Source organism: Rehaibacterium terrae, from assembly GCF_014202935.1.
GTDB classification, from domain to species: domain Bacteria; phylum Pseudomonadota; class Gammaproteobacteria; order Xanthomonadales; family Xanthomonadaceae; genus Rehaibacterium; species Rehaibacterium terrae.
In genome coordinates this window covers 1-18,554 of the sequence record NZ_JACHHX010000021.1, presented here as the reverse complement: position 1 = coordinate 18,554, position 18,554 = coordinate 1, and the positions used below count along the sequence as shown (strand labels likewise).

The following is an 18,554-nucleotide window of genomic DNA, read 5'->3' as shown; positions in this document are numbered from 1 at the left end:
GTGGTCCAGTCCAGCGGAAGTCCACCATGAGCCTGTCGTCCCCCACGCGCATCGGAATCTTCGCCCTGCTCGCCATCCTGATGGCGGCCACGCGCCTGCATCATTTCGGCGCGCTGCCCGATGCCTCGTGGGCGGTGTTCTTCCTGGCCGGCTTCTACCTGCGCGGCTCGCTGCGCTGGGCCTTCCCGACGCTGATGGCGCTGGCGGTGGTGGTGGATTACCTGGTCATCACCGGCCAGGGGCTGAATTTCTGGACCCACTACTGCGTGTCGCCGGCCTACTGGTTCCTGTTGCCGGCCTATCTGAGCCTGACCTTGGGCGGCGCCTGGCTCAACAAGCGCTACCACGGCCTCGGCGTGCGCGAGCTCGGCCTGCTGGCCGGCAGCGCGTTCGTGTCGATCAGCGTCTGCTACCTGATCTCCAACGGCAGCTTCTACTGGCTGAGCGAGGTGGTATCCGAGCCGAGCTTCGCCGGCTGGATGAAGAACCTTTCCGACTGGTACCTGCCCTACCTGCGCACCACCGGCCTGTACCTGGGCGTGGCCGCGGCGATCCACGCCGTGGCGGCGATGACGCTGCGTGCGCTGGGCGCGGTCGGCGAGCACCGCACCGCCAAGCACTGATCGCCACGTGGGCAACCGCCTGTCCAAGATCTACACCCGCACCGGCGACGACGGCGGGCTTGGCTCGATGTCGGAAAACGCACTTCCTGTGCGTTTTCCTCCCCGCCCGGCAAAAAACGTGGTTTTTGCCGGGCGCCGACAGGCGCCTCACGGCGCCTGCGCTCAGGCATCCCTGCCTTCGAGGTCGTGCCGTCGTGGGTAACCGCCTGTCCAAGATCTACACCCGCACCGGCGACGACGGCACGACCGGCCTGGGCGACGGTTCCCGTGTCGCCAAGGATTCGCTCCGCGTCGCCGCCTACGGCACGGTCGACGAGGCCAATTCCGCCATCGGCCTGGTGCTGGCCTGCGACCTGCCCGAGAACATCCGCACGCTGCTGACCGCGGTGCAGCACCAGCTGTTCGACCTCGGCGGCGAGCTGTGCATCCCCGGCCACGCGGCGATCCACGACGAGGACGTGGCGCGGCTGGAGCAGCACCTGGACGCACTCAATGCCGACCTGCCACCGCTCAGGGACTTCATCCTGCCCGGCGGCGGAATGGCCGCGGCGCACTGCCATCTGGCGCGCACGATCTGCCGCCGCGCCGAGCGCGAGACAGTGGCGCTGTCGCGCGCCGAACCGGTACGGCCCGAGGCGGTGCGCTACCTCAACCGGCTGTCCGATCTGCTGTTCGTGATCGCCCGCGTGCTGGCCCGCCACAGCGGTCACGGCGAAGTGCTCTGGCGGCACGAGCGGCGCAAGGGTTGAACAACCGGGACTCGAGGCTGAGCATCGAAGCTTGACCCATCCCCGCACATGCGGATTGTCGGGCTGGAGGAGTTTTCGGCTTAATGCTCCTCACGCGCTCCGAGCCAAGGGCTTCGCCATCGTGTCGTTCGCCTTCTACACCCATCCCGCCTGCCTTGCGCACGACCCCGGGGCCGGCCATCCCGAGTGCCCGGCGCGGCTGGAAGCGGTGATCGAGGCGCTGAAGGCCGCCTACCCCGATCAGCCCTGGCGCGAGGCGCCGCAAGCGCTGCGCAGCCAGCTGGCGCGCGTGCACGACGACGCGCTGATCGCCACCGTGCTCGACACGCCCCTCGATGGCACGCGGCGGCTGGATCCGGACACGGTGATGAGCGCCCATTCGCGTGAGGCCGCGCTGCGCGCCGCCGGCGCCGGCGTGGCGGCAGTGGACACTGTGTTGCGCGGCGACCTGCGCCGCGCCTTCTGCGCGGTGCGCCCACCCGGCCACCACGCCACCGCCGACACCGCAATGGGCTTCTGCCTGTTCAACGCGGCCGCGGTGGCCGCTGTCCATGCACTCGATGCGCACGGCCTGCAGCGGGTGGCGGTGGTCGATTTCGACGTCCACCACGGCAACGGCACCCAGGCGATCCTGGAGCGCGAGCCGCGTGCGATGTACGTCTCCTCGCACCAGTGGCCGCTGTACCCGGGCACCGGCGCGCGCGAGGAGCGCGGGGTCGGCAACATCGTCAACGCGCCGCTGCCGCCGCTCAGCGGCGGACGCGAGTTCCGGCGCATCTGGGCGGAACTTCTGCTGCCGGCGCTGGACGCCTTCAGGCCGCAATTGCTGCTGGTCTCGGCCGGTTTCGACGCCCACCGGCTCGACCCGCTGGCCGATCTGAATCTCGAGGCCGAGGACTACGCCTGGCTCAGCGCCAAGCTGGTGCAGCTGGCCCGTTGCCACGCCGGCGGCCGCCTGGTATCGCTGCTGGAGGGCGGTTACAGCCTGGCGGCCCTGCGCGAGAGCAGCGTGGCCCATGTCGGCGCCCTGCTGGCCGACTGAACCCGATCCAGCCCGACAGCCCGTACCGCATTGCCGCGCCACGCCCGTTTGCGGCAAGCTAGCCGCCGTTTCGCCGGATGGACCCCCGCGTGCCCAGACCGCTGCTGCTGCCGCTCGGCCTCGCCGTCACGCTCGCCTTCGGGCAGGCCGAGGCGGCCGATCCGTGGCGACTGTGTCCCAGCCCCGACATCCTGCCGCCGTTCCGCAGCGGCGACCTGCCCGCGCCCGCTGCCCGTGACCGCCTGCCGACCGAGGTCGAGGCCGACCGTTTCGACCTGTCGCAGACCGGCCGCTCCATCCTCGACGGCGACGTGCTGCTCAAGCGCGGCGACCAGTGGCTGGGCGCCGAGCGGCTGGAATTCGAGCACGAAACACAGCGCTACGTCGCCAGCGGCGGGGTCCGCTACGAGGATGAGGGCTTCCGTCTGACCGCCCGCGAGGCCCGCGGCGACCAGCGTGCCGACAGCGTCGAGCTGGACGACATCGCCTACCAGCTGGTCGCCGAGCGCGGCAACGGTCGCGCCGAGCGGGTCGAGGTCGTGGGCAACGACGCCACGCTGTTCCAGGCCACCTATTCCACCTGCGACCCGAACCAGCGGCTGTGGGAGCTGCAGGCACGACGGGTGAACGTCGACCGCGAGGAGGGACTGGCGCGCATCCACGACGCCCACCTGCGGATCGGCCGGGTGCCGGTGCTGTATCTGCCCTACCTGATCGTGCCGGTCGACGACCGCCGCCGCACCGGCGTGCTGTACCCCACCATCGGCCAGAGCGAGACCAGCGGCTGGGACATCCGCGTTCCCTACTACCTCAACCTGGCGCCGAACTACGACGCCACGCTGACCCCGCGCGCGCTCGGCAAGCGCGGCCTGATGCTGGGCGGCGAGCTCCGCTACCTCAGTGAACGGCACCGGGGCATCTTCGAGGGCGACTGGCTGCCCGACGACCGCCTCGCCGACCGCCGCCGCAGTTACCTGCGCTTGGACCACCGCACCGACCTGAGCCGGGACTGGTACGCCACCACGCACCTGCGCCAGGTCAGCGACCGCCGCTACTTCGAGGACTTCGGCGAGAACGTCGCACAGACCGCGATCAGCTTCATCGACAGCACCGCCGCGCTGTACGGCCGCGGCCGCTACTGGCGCGCCGAGCTGCTGCTGCAGGACTGGCAGATCACCGACGCCCTGCTGCCGGACGGCGCCGAGCCCTACCGGCGCCTGCCACGCGCGGTGTTCGCCTGGGAGCAGCCACTGCTGCCCTGGGCGGTGGGCGGCCTGCGCTCGGAGCTGGTCGCCTTCGACCACGCCGTGCGCGACGGCGGCCGCCGCATCGACCTCAAGCCCTACCTGCGCCTGCCGTTCGAGGGCGACGCCTGGTTCGTCCGCCCCGAGTTCGCCTGGCGCTACACCGCCTACGACCTCGACCGCCGCGACGGCGAGCGCAAACCGACCCGCAGCCTGCCGATCACCAGCCTGGACATGGGCGCCTTCTTCGAGCGCGGCACCGGGTTGTTCGGACGGCGCTACGTGCAGACCCTGGAACCGCGCCTGTACTACCTGCGCGCCCCGTTCCGCGAACAGTCGGACCTGCCGATCTTCGACACCCAGGAGCTGACCTTCGGCTACGCCCAGCTGTTCCGCGACAACCGCTTCGCCGGCGCCGACCGGCAGAGCGACGCCAACCAGGCCACCGTCGCCCTCACCACCCGCCTGATCGACGAGGGCAGCGGGCGCGAACGGCTCAGCGCCAGCGTCGGCCAGATCCGTTATTTCGACGCCCCGCGGGTGCTGCTGCCCGGCGAGTCGCCGCTCGACCGCAGCCGCTCGGCCTACGTCGTCGAGGCCGATGCCCGCCTGTCCGACCGCTGGAGCCTGGGCGCCTCACAGCAATGGGACCCGGAGCTGCACGCCACCACCTTGTCCTCGATCCGCGGCCAGTACCGCTTCGGCGAAGGTGGCGAGGCCGGCGTGGCCAACCTGGCCTACCGCTTCCGCCGCGACAGCCTGGAGCAGGCCGAGCTGTCCTTCGCCTACCCGCTGAACCTCGCCTGGCGCCTGCTCGGCCGCTGGAACTACTCGCTGCTCGACCGCACCACCATCGAAGCCTTCGGCGGCGTCGCATGGGAGAGCTGCTGCATGGCCGTGCGACTGCTCGCCCGCAACTATGTCCGCAACCGCGAGGGCGAAAAGGACACCGCCGTGTACTTCGAGATCGAACTCAAGGGCCTGGGCTCGTTCGGCCGTGACACGGACCGCCTGCTGCACAGTGGTATCCTTGGCTATTCGCGCTGACGGCCCCCGCCCGGCCTCCGCGGCCTGAGCGGCGCGCATTCGCGCACGATTCATCCGGCCCGGGCGATGCTGGCCGGCAGCGCGGAATGACCGGGCAGGCCCGGTCCGGTGGAGCCCTATCCGACAAACCACTCACTCCGCGCCGACAGGCGCCCCGGAGCAAGATCCAGATGAGACTCGTCCTCGCCCTCCTGCTCGCCGTCGCGAGCTTCGCCACCGCCCAGGCGCAATCCCTGCTGCAGCCGGTCGACCGCATCGTCGCCGTGGTGGACGAGGATGTGATCCTGCGCAGCGAGCTCGACATGGCGCTCGCCAACGTCCTGGCCCAGTTCGCCGGTCGGGAGGCGCAACTGCCGCCGCGCGAGATCCTGGAGCGGCAGGTGCTGGAACGTCTGGTGGTGACGCGCCTGCAGCTCGAGCGCGCCAACGCCTCGGGCATCCGCGTCTCCGACGCCGAACTGGAGCAGGCCATCCAGTCGATCGCGGCGCAGAACCGCATGACGCCCGCCCAGCTGCGCACCCAGCTCGCCGCCGACGGTCTCTCCTACGAGGAGTTCCGCACCCAGCTGCGCGACGAGATCGCCATCCAGCGCCTGCAGCAGCGCGTGGCGCAAAGCCGGGTCACGGTGAGCGAGACCGAGATCGACATGGCGCTCGCCGCCCAGGGCGACGGCGGCATGATCTACCGGCTGGCCAACATCCTGGTCGCCCTGCCGGAAGCCCCGACGCCCGAGCAGCTGCAGCTGGCACAGACCAAGGTCAACGGCATCAAGCAACTGATCGATCGCGGCGAGATGGACTTCGCCGCCGCCGCCATCCGCTATTCCGACAGTCCCAACGCGCTGGAGGGCGGCGACCTCGGCTGGCGCGGGCTCGACGAGATCCCGGTGCTGTTCGCCAATGTCATCCGCGAGATGAAGCCCGGCCAGACCAGCGATCCGATCCGCGGCCCCAGCGGCTACCAGCTGATCCATCTGGCCGAGGTCCGCGAACAGGGCCGCCAGACCATCACCGAGTACCGCGCCCGCCATCTGATGGTGCGCATCACCGAGCTGGTTTCGCCCGAGCAGGCGCAGCGCAAGATCGAACAGCTCCATGCCCGCCTGCTCGCCGGCGAGGATTTCGCCACGCTGGCGCGCGAGCACAGCGACGACCTCAGCACCCGCGTCCAGGGCGGCGACATGGGCTGGTTCGCGCCCGGCGCCTGGGGCACCGCGGTGACCCAGCAGGTCGAGATGCTGCAGGACGGCCAGCTCTCCCAGCCGTTCCGGACCGAGGCTGGCTGGCACCTGCTGCTGCGCGAGGGCAGCCGCGAGCAGGACGTGACCGAAGCCAACCGGCGCAACCAGGCGCGCGAAGTGATCGCCCGCCGCAAGTCGGAAGAAGAGATCGAACGCTTCATCCGCCAGCTGCGCTCGGAAGCCTTCGTCGAGCTCCGGCTGGGCACCTGAACCCGCGGAGCGCGGCGCCATGACACCGCGCCTGGCCCTGGTCCCCGGCGAGCCGGCCGGCATCGGCCCCGAACTCTGCGTCCATCTGGCCCAGCGCGCGCGCGACGCCGCGCTGGTCGCCGTCGCCGATCCTGACACCCTGCTCGCCGCCGCCGCCACGCTCGGCCTGCCGCTGACCCTGCGCGACGCCGATGCCTGCACCGGACCGGGCGAGCTGGCGATCCTCGCGCTGCCGCAAGCCACGGCGACGGTTCCCGGCCACCCCGACCCGCGCAATGCCCACGCCGTGGTCGCCGCGCTGCGCCGCGCCGGCGAAGGCTGCCTGCGCGGCGAGTTCCACGGCATGGTCACCGGCCCGGTGCACAAGGCCACCATCAATGCCAGCGGCATCGCCTACACCGGCACCACCGAACTGCTGGCCGAGCAGGCCGGCTGCGAAGTGGTGATGATGCTGGCCAATCCGGGCCTGCGGGTGGCACTGGCCACCACCCACCTGCCGTTGCGACAGGTGCCGGACGCGATCACCCGCGAAGGCCTGATCCGCACGCTGCATGTCCTGCACGATGCATTGACGCGCGACTTCGGCATTGCGCAGCCGCGGATCGCCGTGCTCGGCCTCAATCCGCACGCCGGTGAGAACGGTGTGCTCGGCCGCGAGGAGATCGAGACCATCGCGCCGGCGCTCGATGCGTTACGCGCCCAGGGCATGCATCTGCTCGGCCCGCTGCCGGCCGACACCGCCTTCCTGCCGCGCAAGCTCGCCGACGTCGATGCGGTGCTGGCGATGTACCACGATCAGGGGCTGCCGGTGCTCAAGCACAGCGGTTTCGAGCAGGCGGTCAACGTCACCCTCGGCCTGCCCTACCCGCGCGTGGCCGTCGACCACGGCACCGCGCTCGACCTGGCCGGCCAGGGCGTGGCGGACCCGTCGAGCCTGATCGCCGCCGCCACGCTCTGCGCCGACCTCGCCCGCCGCCGCCACGGCCTGGCGTCGTAGGAGCGGCCTCAGCCGCGACCCAGCGTGCGGAGGAGTGAAGCGCGAGAAAACAAAGCTGCGGCAAGCCGATGCCTCCCCTCGTTTCTCACTCCTCTTCACTCATTTCTCGCTTCGCGAGTCGCGGCTGAAGTTGCTCCTACGAAATCTAGAATTTCCAATCCTGAATCCCGATCCCGTCCATGTCCCTCGACCAGCACCGCCACAAGAAGCAGTTCGGCCAGCACTTCCTGCACGAGCGCGGCATCATCGAGCGCATCCTGCTGGCGCTGAATCCGCAGCCGGGCGAGCGCATCGTCGAGATCGGCCCCGGCGGTGGCGCGCTGACCTTCCCGCTGCTGGCACGGCACGGCCGCCTGACCGCGATCGAATTCGACCGCGACCTGATCGGCCCGCTGAGCGAGGCCGCACGCGAACACGGCGAACTGGAGATCGTCCATGCCGACGTACTCGACGTCGACCTGGGTGCGCTGGCGGGCGGCGGAAAACTCCGCCTGATCGGCAACCTGCCCTACAACATCTCCACGCCGATCCTGTTCCACTGCCTCGACCACGCCGCGGCGGTGCGCGACATGCACTTCATGCTGCAGAAGGAAGTGGTCGACCGCATGGCCGCCGCGCCCGGCTCCAAGGTCTACGGCCGGCTGAGCGTGATGCTGCAGGCCTACTGCGAGGTGACCGCGCTGTTCCGCGTGCCGCCCGGCGCATTCACGCCGCCGCCCAAGGTCGACTCGGCGGTGGTGCGGCTGGTGCCCAAGGCAGCGGAGAAGATCGGCATCGCCGACCCGGCGCTGTTCGCGCGCATCGTCCGCGATGCCTTCGGGCAGCGCCGCAAGACCTTGCGCAACGCGCTGGCGCAGATCTGCTCCGGCGAGGCCATCGCCGCCGCCGGCCTGCGCCCCGATGCACGCGCCGAGCAACTGACTGTCGCCGAATTCGCAAGCCTCGCCAACACGCTGGCCGCCCACCCGCGCCTTCCCGGCACAAAGCCGTAAAATGGCGTCATGAACGACCCGCTGTACGCCATCGACATCGCCGTCGCCACGCGCTTCCTCGACGAGCAATCGCAGCCGGCCGACGACCGCTACGTGTTCGCCTACACCATCACCATCCGCAACCGCGGCAAGCTGCCGGCGCGCCTGCTCGGCCGCCACTGGATCATCACCGACGCCAACGGCAAGGTGCAGGAAGTGCGCGGCGAGGGCGTGGTCGGCGAGCAGCCCTGGCTGCGTCCGGGCGACGACTTCCAGTACACCTCCGGCGCGGTGCTCGAAACCGCGGTGGGCACGATGCGCGGCAGCTACGAGATGCTGGCCGACGACGGCACCCGCTTCGAGGCGCCGATCCCGCCGTTCACGCTGTCCGTGCCGCGGACCCTGCACTGATGGCGACCTGGGCGATCGGCGACCTGCAGGGCTGCCACGACGCCCTGCAACGCCTGCTCGACCGGCTGCGCTTCGATCCGGCGCGCGACCGCCTCTGGTTCTGCGGCGATCTGGTCAACCGTGGCGGGCAGTCGCTGGAAACGCTGCGGCTGGTGCGCTCGCTGGCGCCGTTCAGCCAGGTGGTGCTCGGCAACCACGACCTCTCGCTGCTGGCCATCGCCCAGCGCAGCGAGGCCGACCAGCGCAAGGTCAACGCGGACCTGCAGCGCGTGCTGTTCGCCGAGGACCGCGAGCTGCTGCTGGACTGGCTGCGCCGGCAGAGGCTCATCCATGTCGATCGCGGCCTGGGCTGGGCGATGGTCCACGCCGGGCTGGCGCCGAAGTGGACGATCCGGATCGCCGAAGCGCGCGCCCGCGAGGTCGAGGAACGCCTGCACGGCGACGGCTACCGCAAGCTGCTGCGCAACATGTACGGCGACAAGCCCTCGTGGTCGCCCAAACTCACCGGCGTGGACCGCTTGCGCGCGATCATCAACGTCTTCACCCGCCTGCGCTACTGCAGCCCCGGCGGGCGCATCGCCTTCGAGGAGAAGGGCGTACCCGGCACCCAGAAGGCCGGCCTGTATCCGTGGTTCGAAGTGCCCGGTCGCGCCGAACGCGAGCTGCGCATCGTCTGCGGCCACTGGTCCACGCTCGGCCTGTTCCAGGGCCTGGGCGTGCACAGCATCGACACCGGTTGCGTCTGGGGCGGCAAGCTCACCGCGCTGCGGCTCGACAGCGAGCTGCCGGACGTGGTGCAGGTGCCCGGGCGCGAGGTGCGTGCCGAGGCCGCCGTGCGCGCCTGAGCATCGCGCGCCGGCAGCGGCCATGGCCGCGCTCGCCCCATGCCCGGACAGGTCTGGGCAGGTTCATACTGGACTTGCCCGGCCGCTGCGCGCCATCCATGGCGCGCGGCAGCACTGACTCGATCAGCGTTGCCTTACGGACGCGCGTAATCCACGAACTCGAATGCCAGCCGGTGCCTCGCATCGGCCGGGTGCGGCTCGCGCGCGATGACGCGCCACTGCGCCGCGTCGAAGTCCGGAAAGAAGGCATCGGCGCCCTCGACCACCGTGTCGACATGGGTCAGATACATCCGAGCCGCGTACGGCAGTGCCAACGCATAGACCTCGCCGCCGCCGATCACCGCCAGCTCCGGATCATCGGCGACCGCCGCCAGCGCCGCAGCGAGCGAAGCGACCGGCTCCATCCCCGCGAACGGCACCCGGCCGTGACGGGTGAGCACCAGGTTGCGCCGCCCCGGCAAGGCGCGACCGAGCGACTCGGCGGTGCGCCGGCCCATCAGCACCGGCTTGCCCAGGGTCAGTGTCTTGAAACGCTTGAGGTCGTCCGGCAAACGCCACGGCAGTGCATTGCCGCGGCCGATCGCGCGGTTGCGATCGAGCGCGGCGATCAGCACCAGCTCGGTCATACCGCCACCGGCGCCTTGATCGCCGGGTGCGGGTCGTAGCCGAGGATCTCGATGTCCTCGTAGCGGAAGTCGAACAGGTCGGTCACGTCCGGATTCAGACGCAGCTTCGGCAACGGCCTGGGCGTCCGCGCGAGCTGCTCGCGCGCCTGCTCGATGTGGTTGGTGTACAGATGCGCGTCGCCCAATGTGTGCACGAAGTCGCCCACGCCCAGTCCGCACACCTGCGCGACCATGTGCGTCAGCAGCGCGTAGCTGGCGATGTTGAACGGCACGCCCAGGAAGATGTCGCCCGAACGCTGGTAGAGCTGGCAGCTCAGCCTGCCGTCGGCGACGTAGAACTGGAACAGCGTGTGGCAGGGCATCAGCGCCATCCGGTCCAACTCGCCGACGTTCCAGGCACTGACGATCAAGCGCCGCGAATCGGGGTTGCGGCGGATCTCGTCCAGCACCCAGCGGATCTGGTCCACCGTGCGCCCGTCGGCCGTCGCCCAGGCCCGCCACTGCTTGCCGTACACCGGCCCGAGCTCACCGCGCTCGTCGGCCCACTCGTCCCAGATGCTGACCTTGTTCTCCTTCAGGTAGGCGATGTTGGTCTCGCCGCGCAGGAACCACAGCAGCTCGTGGATGATCGAGCGCAGGTGCAGCTTCTTGGTGGTGACCAGCGGGAAGCCTTCGTTCAGGTCGAAGCGCATCTGCCAGCCGAACACCGAGCGCGTGCCGGTGCCGGTGCGGTCGGCCTTGTCGGTGCCGTGTTCGAGCACGTGGCGGAGCAGTTCCAGGTATTGCCTCATCGTCTCCCGTCCCTTGTAGGCGCGGCGTCGGCCGCGACCCGAAAATCCGGTGCGCCCTGGATCCCGGCTCAGGCCGCGCCTGCCGGCCTCAACGTCGGCGCACGCCGCGACATCCCCAGCAGCACGATGCCCACGGCCACCAGCGGCAGGCTCAGCACCTGCCCCATGGTCAGCCAGCCCCAGGCCAGATAACCGATGTGCGCGTCCGGCTCACGCACGAACTCCACCGCGAAACGGAACACGCCGTAGAGCAGCGCGAACAGACCCGATACGGCGTAGCGCGGGCGCGGCTTGCGTGAGAACCAGTACAGCACCACAAACATCGCCAGGCCCTCCAGCCCAGCCTGGTAGAGCTGCGAGGGGTAGCGCGCGAACTCCTCCAGCGCGCCGGCCTGGTGCAGCTCGCGCAACGTGGGCAGGTCCAGCCGCGCCAGCTCCGGCGGCAGCGCATCGGGAAACACCACGCCGCCCTGGCCGCCGGTCGGCTTGCCCCACAGTTCGCCGCCGATGAAGTTGCCGAGCCGGCCGAAGCCGAGGCCAGGCGGCACCAGCGGCGCGACGAAATCGAGCGTGTCGAACACATGCAGGCGGCGACGCCACGACCACCACGCCACCGCCGCCATCACGCCGAGCAGGCCGCCGTGGAAGCTCATGCCGCCCTCGTGGATGCGCAGCAGCATCAGCGGGTCGCGCAGGAAATCGCCGAAGCCGTAGAACAACACGTAGCCGAGGCGTCCGCCCAGGATCACCCCGAGCATGGCGTAGAACATCAGGTCGCCCCAGCCATTGGCGTCCACGCCGGGCAACCGCCCGGCGTTCACCCGCCGCGTGCCCAGCCACCAGGCGACCAGGAAGCCGGCTACGTACATCAGGCCGTACCAGTGGATGCCGTGCGGCCAGAACGGCAGCGGGATGGCGATGGGATCGATGTCGTGCAACCAGCTCATGCGGGCGTCGTCCTGAACACGTAACCCTTGAGGTAGTCGGTTTCGGGGATGGCCGGATGTACCGGATGGTCCGGCGCCTGCGACAGCGGCTCGACCATCTGCACGAAGCGGTCGAGGTGACGCGCACCGGCCTGCACGCCCTCCATCAGCGCCGCGCGCGGCATGTGATGGCTGCACGAGCAGGTGATCAGGATGCCGTCGCGTTCGAGCACCTGCATACCCAGCTCGTTGAGGCGGCGGTAGGCCAGCGCGCCTTCCTTGAAGTCCTTCCTGCGCTTGACGAAGGCCGGCGGGTCGAGGACCACCACGTCCCAGCGCCGGCGCTCGGCGCGCGCGGCCTTGAGGAAATCGAAGGCATCTGCCTCGATCGCCTGCACGCGCGCGTCCAGCCCGTTGAGCGCGGCGTTTCGGGCGACCGCCTCGACCGCACGGCCGGACACGTCCACGCAGTCCACGCGCTCGGCACCGAAGGCGGCCGCGCGCAGGCCCCAGGCGCCGACGTAGCTGAACACGTCGAGCACGCGCTTGCCGGCGACATAGGGCGCCAACCGGTCGCGATTGGCGCGCTGGTCGAAGAACCAGCCGGTCTTCTGCCCGCCGATGACGTCGACGTCGAAGTCCAGCCCACCCTCGCGCACCCGCAGCGGGCCGGAGAATTCGCCCAGGCCGATGTCGGCGCAGGACGGCAAGCCCTCGATGGCACGGGCGCCGCTGTCGTTCTTCCAGATCAGCGCGCGCGGGGCGAGCACCCTCTCGATGGCCTCGGCGATGGCGTCCTTGAGCCGCTCGGTGCCGGCGGTGGTGGTCTGGGCGACCACGATGTCGCCGAAGCGCTCCACCACCAGGCCCGGCACGCCATCACTCTCGCCGAACAGCAGCCGGTAGAACGGCTCGGAATGCAGGCGCTCGCGCAGCGACAAGGCCACGTTGAGCCGATGCACGAACAGCGACCGGTCCAGCGCGTGGCCGCCGCGATCCACCAGCCGCGCGGCGATCAGCGTGTTCGGATTGACATAGCCGCTGCCCAGCGCCTTGCCGGCATGGTCGAGGACGACCACCGGATCGCCGGGCGCGAACGCCGTCAGCGGGCTGCGCGCCACGTCCACCTCGTTGCTGAACACCCACAGGTGGCCGGCGCGCAGGCGACGGTCCTCGCCGCGCTTGAGGTACAGCGCCGGATAATCGGGTCGACTCACGGGAATGCTTCCTGCCAAAGCGGCAGTTTAACGGCTGCCGGCGTAGGCTCAACGAACCCGACGGGAAAACGCCCATGCCCAACCGTCTCGCCGCCGAAACCAGTCCCTACCTGCGCCAGCACGCCGACAATCCGGTGGACTGGTGGCCGTGGTGCGACGAGGCGCTGGCGCTGGCGCGCAGCAGCCGGCGCCCGATCCTGCTCTCGATCGGCTACTCCTCCTGCCACTGGTGCCACGTGATGGCGCACGAGAGCTTCGAGGACGAGGCCACGGCGGCGGTGATGAACGCCCTGTTCGTCAACATCAAGGTCGACCGCGAGGAGCGGCCCGACCTCGACCGCATCTACCAGCTCGCCCACCAGGCGCTCACCCGGCGTGGCGGCGGCTGGCCGCTGACGGTGTTCCTGACGCCCGACGACCACCTGCCCTACTTCGCCGGCACCTATTTCCCGAAGACCCCGCGCTACGGCATGCCGCCGTTCGTCGAGGTACTCCGGCAGGTGCGCCAGTGGTACGACCAGCGGCGCCAGGAGGTGATGGCGCAGAACGCGGCACTGGGCGAGTTCCTGCGCGACTACGGGCGCGCGCCCGGCCATGCTGCCGCCGCGCTCGACGGTTCGCCGCTGCGCGAGGGTCTGGTGCGGCTGGAGCGCAGCTTCGACCCCGTGCACGGCGGCTTCGGGGGGGCGCCCAAGTTCCCGCACGCCGGCGACCTGGCCCTGCTGCTGGACGCCGCCGACGCCTCGCCGGACAGGGGCCGCGCCGGCCGCTGGCGCCGGATGGCCCTGCACAGCCTGCGCCGCATGGCCGAGGGTGGCATCCACGACCAGCTCGGCGGCGGCTTCTGCCGCTACAGCGTGGATGCGCAGTGGGCGATCCCGCACTTCGAGAAGATGCTCTACGACAACGCCCTGCTGCTGCCGCTGTACGCCCGCGCGGCGGCGCAGACCGGCGAAGGACGGTTCGCGGATGCCGCCGAGGGCATCGCCGACTGGCTGGAGCGCGAGATGCGCGGCCCCGACGGCGGCTACTGCGCCGCCCTGGATGCCGACAGCGAGGGCGAGGAAGGCCGCTTCTACCTCTGGGCCAGCAGCGAAGTGCAGGATGCCTTGTCGCCGGAGTCATGGGCGGTGGCGGCGCCACACTGGGGACTGGACGGCCCGCCGAACTTCGAGGGCCACGCCTGGCATCTCGTCGTCGCACGCCCGCTGGAGGAGGTGGCCAGCGCGCTCGGTCTCCCCGTCGACGAAGCCCGGCAACGACGCGACGCCGCCCGCGCGCGGCTGTTCGCAGAGCGCGAACGGCGCGTGCGCCCCGGCCGCGACGACAAACGGCTGACCGCCTGGAACGCCCTGCTCGCCAGCGGTTTCGCGCAGGCCGCCGCCTGGCTGGGCCACGACGCACTCGCGCAGCGGGCGCGCGATACCGTCGCCTTCCTGCGCCGCGCGCTGTGGCGCGAGGGACGCCTGTACGCGAGCTGGAACGCGGGGCAGGCACGTTTTCCCGGCTACCTCGACGACCATGCCTTCCTGCTGGAAGCCCTGCTCGATCTGCTGCGCGTCGATCCCGATCCGGCCCATCTGGACTGGGCGCTCGAGCTGGCGGAGCAACTGCTGGCGCGTTTCGAGGACCGCGCGCAGGGCGGCTTCTTCTTCACCGCCGATGACCACGAGCCGCTGATCGCCCGGCTCAAGCCGTACGCCGACGAAGCCCTGCCCAGCGGCAACGGCGTCGCCGCGCGGGCACTGCTGCGGCTGGGCCACCTCACCGCCGAGCCGCGCTGGCTCGACGCCGCCGAGCGCACGCTGCGCGCCGGCTGGGCGACGATGGGCGAGATTCCACACGGCTGCGCGACGCTGCTGTCGGCCCTGCGCGAGTTCCTGCAGCCGCCGGCGCAGGCCGTGATCCGGCTGCCGGCCGGCGACGGCCGCGCCTGGCGCGAAACCGCACGCGAACTCGGGCGGCAGGGGCTGCGCTGCGCCTTGCTGCCGGAGGATGCGCCCGTGCTGCCGCTCTACGCCGCACGCCAGGGCGGCGTCGCATATCTGTGCAGCGGAACCCGTTGCCTGCCGCCGCTGGAAACACCGGCGGCGCTGCGCGAAGCGGCCGCCGCCGAGCTCGGGGCGCGGCCGGCCGGCCCGGCTCAGGCGCCGAAGTAGCGCGGCCCCAGGATCAGGCCCCAGACCAGCAGTACGTTGAGCATCAGCACGAACACCGCCGCCGAGCCCATGTCCTTGGCGCGGCCGGCCAGCTCGTGGTGCTCGGGGCCGTAGCGTTCGATCACCGCCTCGACGGCGGAGTTGAGCAGCTCGGCGCTGATCACCAGCAGCAGGCTGCCGATCAGCAGGGCGCGCTCGATCGCGCCCTCGCCCAGGTACCAGCCCAGTGGCGCCAGCACGGCGAAGGCGTAGATCTCCAACCGGAACGAGGACTCGACCAGCCACGCCGCGCGCAGCCCCTTGAGCGACCACAGGAGCGCGCGCCACATGCCCACCGGGCCGCGTGGCGCGAAGCTGCCCTTGCCGTCGGCCATCGTCGCGCCCCCGGCGGCGTTCAGGCCGCCGGCTGCCAGGCCAGGTCCAGCTCCCTGGCGGCCTTGACGTCGTCCAGTCGGCGCACCGGCGTGGTGTAGGGCGCGCCCTTCATGCGCTCGGTGTCGTTGGCGGCGGTGTCGAGCAACTTGGCCATCACTTCCACGAACTCGTCGAGCGTCTCCTTGCTCTCGGTCTCGGTCGGCTCGATCAGCAGGCACTCGGGCACCAGCAGCGGGAAGTAGTTGGTCGGCGCGTGGATGCCGTGGTCGAGCAGCGCCTTGGAGAAGTCCAGCGCGGTGATGCCGTGGGCCTTCTTCTGCGGCGCCACGGTGACGATGAACTCGTGGCTGGCACGGCGCTCGGGATAGGCCAGTGTGAACCCCTTCTCCGCAAGCCGCTTGGCCAGATAGTTGGCGTTGAGCGTGGCGTACTCGGCGACCCGGGTCATGCCCTCGCGGCCGAGCAGGCGGGCATACACGTAGGCGCGCAGCAGCACGCCGGCGTTGCCGGCGAACGCCGACAGCCGGCCGATGCTCAGCGGCGCGTCCTTCTTGCGGACGAAATGGTAGCTGCCGTCCTCGCTCTTGCCGATCATCGGGATCGGCAGGAAGGGCTTGAGCCGCTCGCTGACGCCCACCGCGCCCGCGCCCGGACCGCCACCGCCGTGCGGCGTCGAGAAGGTCTTGTGCAGGTTCATGTGGATGGCGTCGAAGCCCATGTCGCCCGGGCGCACCTTGCCGAGGATGGCGTTGAGGTTGGCGCCGTCGTAGTACAGCAGGCCGCCGGCCTCGTGCACGAGCCGTGCGATCTCGACGATGCGGCGCTCGAACACGCCGATGGTGCTCGGGTTGGTGAGCATGATGCCGGCGGTCTTCGGGCCGAGCACCTTCTTCAGCGCCTCCAGGTCGATGTCACCGTCGTCCCGGGTCGGGATCTCGCGCACGGTGCAGCCGCACATCACCGCGGTCGCCGGGTTGGTGCCGTGGGCGGCGTCGGGGACGATGATCTCGGTGCGCTCGAGATCGCCGCGGTGCTTGTGGTAGGCCATGATCATGGCCACGCCGGCGAATTCGCCCTGCGCGCCGGCCATCGGCGCCAGCGACACGCCGCCCTTCATCCCGGTGACCGCGGCGAGGATCTCCTGCAGCTCGTACATGCAGCTCAGGAAGCCCTGCGACAGCGCGTCCGGCGCATAGGGATGGCGGCCGAGGAAGCCGTCGAGCAGCGCCATCGAATGGCACACGCGCGGGTTGTACTTCATCGTGCACGAACCCAGCGGGTAGAAGTTCGTGTCGATCGAGAAGTTCTTGCGCGACAGGTTGGTGTAATGGCGCACCGCCTGCAGCTCGGAGACTTCGGGCAGGCCGACCGGCGTATCGCGCAGCAGTTCGGCCGGCAAATCGGCGGGAATGGCGGCATCGGCGGGAAGCTGCGCGGCGGCCGTGCGGCCGGGCTGGGACTGCTCGAAGATCAGCATGGGCGGGAGGTCTGGCAGGTGGGGGGGCGTGGGCCGAAACAGCCTCGCATTTTGCCATAGCGACACGGCGGCGTCCCTGCCGCGCCTTCCCGGCCGGCATCGTTGCCGGTCCGCGTTGCGGCGCTCGCCGTCCCGGTTCGAGGGGCCCGGCATGGCCGACCGGCATCGCGCGGATCGCTCCGGTGCGTGCGCACCTCCCTTGGCCGAGCGTAGCCGGGCCGTCGCTGCCGTGAGCGACGGCCCGACGTGGTGGCGGGTCACTCCTTGAAGATCGCCGTGCCGCGTGTCCCATCCGGCTTGATCCAGCCGCGATACATGCCGGAGGTGTTGAAGGTCGCGCTGATGTTGCCCTCGCCGTCGAGCGCGATGATGCCGCCGTCGCCGCCGATCGCCGGCAGGCGCTTCATCACCACCTCTTCGGCGGCCGCCGCCAGGCTGTCGCCGCGGTACTCCATGCGCGCGCAGATGTCGTAGGCGACCATGAGGCGGATGAAGAACTCGCCGGTGCCGGTGGCCGACACGCCGCACCGTGCGCCGGCATAGGTGCCGGCGCCGATCACCGGCGTGTCGCCGACCCGGCCCCAACGCTTGTTGGTGGTGCCGCCGGTGGAAGTGGCGGTGGCGATGCGGCCCTCGCCGTCCAGCGCCACCGCGCCGACCGTGCCGTAGTGGTAACCGCGCGGCAGCGCGGCCTGTGCAGCCTCCCTCGCCTTCGCGTCCTGCAGTTGCTGCCAGCGGTGCTCGGTGCGGAAGTACGCCGGATCGACGAACTCGATGCCCACCGACTCGCCGAATTTCTCCGCGCCCTCGCCGATCAGCATGACATGACGCGACTGCTCCATCACCGCACGGGCGAGCCTGATCGGGTTCTTGGTGCGGTGGATGGCGGCCACCGCGCCGGCACGTTGCGTCGCGCCGTCCATGATCGCGGCGTCCAGCTCGTTCACGCCCTCGGCGTTGAACACCGCGCCCTTGCCGGCATTGAAGTGCGGCGAATCCTCCAGCACCACCACTGCCGCCGTCACCGCGTCCAGCGCGCTGCCGCCCGCGCGCAGCACCGCGTGCCCGGCATCGAGCGCACGATCGAGGTCGGCGCGGATTTCCGCCTCGCGTTCGGGCGTGAGCGCTTCGCGGCTCATCGTGCCGGCACCGCCGTGGATCACCAGGGCAAGCGGCTTATCGGCGGCACAGAGGATGGGACTGACGAGCAGTGACAGGACGAAGGCGGCGCTGCGCAGCATGATGGCTCTCCGGCGAGGAAAGCTCCGAGCATACCCGGCGCGCGGCGATCGATCAGCCGTTCGCCCCCGCATGGCGCCATGTATCGGCCCCGATCGGGATAGGGGCCTCGGAGAATGCCACCTCCGAGGACCCCTCCCACACCACCGGACATGCGGGTCCGCATCCGGCGGTTGGCAGGGTTGAGGTTGGCGTGTTTGAGCGCTCCCGACACGCCACCTGATTTCGCTGATCTACGAACCGCCTGAGTCGGCTTCTCGCTGCCAGTTGCCGACCCGGCTTCACCCGGTCGGCGTGAGTGGCGAGCTCCGCTTTCGCGGACATCTGAGATGCGCCTATCAGAGGCCCGAAGGGCGATACCTCC

At 70.5% G+C, this 18,554-nt stretch carries 16 protein-coding genes and 1 pseudogene; 10 read left to right on the top strand and 7 right to left on the bottom strand.

Annotation, left to right across the window (positions count from 1 at the left end; all coding sequences use genetic code 11):
- The first annotated feature begins 26 nt into the window (after positions 1-26).
- From HNQ58_RS12010 to HNQ58_RS11970, 9 genes and pseudogenes are all read left to right on the top strand, one after another.
- A complete protein-coding gene (locus tag HNQ58_RS12010) occupies positions 27-623 on the top strand; it encodes a hypothetical protein (protein ID WP_183949174.1) in 597 nt (198 codons plus the stop codon).
- A 194-nt stretch (positions 624-817) separates the two neighbouring features.
- Positions 818-1,372, top strand: a complete 555-nt coding sequence (locus HNQ58_RS12005; RefSeq protein ID WP_183949173.1) for a cob(I)yrinic acid a,c-diamide adenosyltransferase — start codon at positions 818-820, stop codon at positions 1,370-1,372.
- Between the two features lie 121 nt (positions 1,373-1,493).
- Positions 1,494-2,414, top strand: coding sequence for an arginase family protein (locus HNQ58_RS12000; protein WP_183949172.1), 921 nt, complete (start codon positions 1,494-1,496; stop codon positions 2,412-2,414).
- An 89-nt stretch (positions 2,415-2,503) separates the two neighbouring features.
- Complete coding sequence (lptD, locus tag HNQ58_RS11995; protein WP_183949171.1) at positions 2,504-4,705, top strand: LPS assembly protein LptD; 2,202 nt, start codon at positions 2,504-2,506, stop codon at positions 4,703-4,705.
- 86 nt (positions 4,706-4,791) lie between these two features.
- A complete protein-coding gene (locus HNQ58_RS11990) occupies positions 4,792-6,156 on the top strand; it encodes a peptidylprolyl isomerase (RefSeq protein ID WP_281379665.1) in 1,365 nt (454 codons plus the stop codon).
- Between the two features lie 19 nt (positions 6,157-6,175).
- On the top strand, positions 6,176-7,153 hold the full coding sequence (pdxA, locus tag HNQ58_RS11985; protein WP_183949169.1) for a 4-hydroxythreonine-4-phosphate dehydrogenase PdxA: 978 nt from the start codon (positions 6,176-6,178) through the stop codon (positions 7,151-7,153).
- A gap of 179 nt (positions 7,154-7,332) precedes the next feature.
- Positions 7,333-8,145 carry a 16S rRNA (adenine(1518)-N(6)/adenine(1519)-N(6))-dimethyltransferase RsmA gene (gene rsmA, locus HNQ58_RS11980; protein ID WP_183949168.1) on the top strand — a complete coding sequence of 271 codons (813 nt, stop codon included), beginning with the start codon at positions 7,333-7,335 and terminating at the stop codon, positions 8,143-8,145.
- Between the two features lie 9 nt (positions 8,146-8,154).
- Positions 8,155-8,535 (top strand): Co2+/Mg2+ efflux protein ApaG, encoded by a 381-nt coding sequence (apaG, locus tag HNQ58_RS11975; RefSeq protein WP_183949167.1) that lies wholly within the window; start codon positions 8,155-8,157, stop codon positions 8,533-8,535.
- Positions 8,535-9,371, top strand: a pseudogene (locus HNQ58_RS11970) (symmetrical bis(5'-nucleosyl)-tetraphosphatase); the annotation flags it as partial. The gene apaG and the pseudogene HNQ58_RS11970, both read left to right, overlap by 1 nt.
- 143 nt (positions 9,372-9,514) lie before the next feature.
- Here HNQ58_RS11970 and HNQ58_RS11965 read toward each other — a convergent pair.
- The 4 genes from HNQ58_RS11965 to HNQ58_RS11950 all read right to left on the bottom strand — a co-directional run bounded on the left by HNQ58_RS11965 (position 9,515) and on the right by HNQ58_RS11950 (position 12,940).
- The gene (locus tag HNQ58_RS11965) at positions 9,515-10,006 is read right to left on the bottom strand and encodes a dihydrofolate reductase (RefSeq protein ID WP_183949165.1); all 492 of its coding nucleotides are present in this window, start codon (positions 10,004-10,006) and stop codon (positions 9,515-9,517) included.
- Positions 10,003-10,797: a thymidylate synthase gene (locus tag HNQ58_RS11960; protein ID WP_183949164.1), complete on the bottom strand. Its 795-nt coding sequence runs from the start codon at positions 10,795-10,797 to the stop codon at positions 10,003-10,005. The genes HNQ58_RS11965 and HNQ58_RS11960 overlap by 4 nt, the downstream gene beginning before the upstream one ends.
- Positions 10,798-10,865: 68 nt before the next feature.
- Complete coding sequence (lgt, locus tag HNQ58_RS11955) at positions 10,866-11,744, bottom strand: prolipoprotein diacylglyceryl transferase (RefSeq protein ID WP_183949163.1); 879 nt, start codon at positions 11,742-11,744, stop codon at positions 10,866-10,868.
- Positions 11,741-12,940 carry a class I SAM-dependent methyltransferase gene (locus HNQ58_RS11950; protein ID WP_183949162.1) on the bottom strand — a complete coding sequence of 400 codons (1,200 nt, stop codon included), beginning with the start codon at positions 12,938-12,940 and terminating at the stop codon, positions 11,741-11,743. Before HNQ58_RS11950 ends, lgt begins: the two co-directional genes overlap by 4 nt.
- A gap of 74 nt (positions 12,941-13,014) precedes the next feature.
- On the opposite strand from HNQ58_RS11950, the gene HNQ58_RS11945 reads away from it, so the two are divergent.
- Positions 13,015-15,099 (top strand): thioredoxin domain-containing protein, encoded by a 2,085-nt coding sequence (locus tag HNQ58_RS11945; protein ID WP_183949161.1) that lies wholly within the window; start codon positions 13,015-13,017, stop codon positions 15,097-15,099.
- On the opposite strand, the gene HNQ58_RS11940 is transcribed toward HNQ58_RS11945, so the two are convergent.
- From HNQ58_RS11940 to HNQ58_RS11930, 3 genes are all read right to left on the bottom strand, one after another.
- Positions 15,084-15,473 carry a diacylglycerol kinase gene (locus tag HNQ58_RS11940; RefSeq protein ID WP_183949160.1) on the bottom strand — a complete coding sequence of 130 codons (390 nt, stop codon included), beginning with the start codon at positions 15,471-15,473 and terminating at the stop codon, positions 15,084-15,086. The two genes, HNQ58_RS11945 and HNQ58_RS11940, sit on opposite strands and share 16 nt — an antisense overlap.
- A 20-nt stretch (positions 15,474-15,493) precedes the next feature.
- A complete protein-coding gene (gene gcvPB, locus HNQ58_RS11935) occupies positions 15,494-16,951 on the bottom strand; it encodes an aminomethyl-transferring glycine dehydrogenase subunit GcvPB (protein ID WP_183949159.1) in 1,458 nt (485 codons plus the stop codon).
- Positions 16,952-17,208: 257 nt separating this feature from the next.
- Positions 17,209-18,192: an isoaspartyl peptidase/L-asparaginase family protein gene (locus HNQ58_RS11930; RefSeq protein WP_183949158.1), complete on the bottom strand. Its 984-nt coding sequence runs from the start codon at positions 18,190-18,192 to the stop codon at positions 17,209-17,211.
- Positions 18,193-18,554 lie beyond the last annotated feature (362 nt).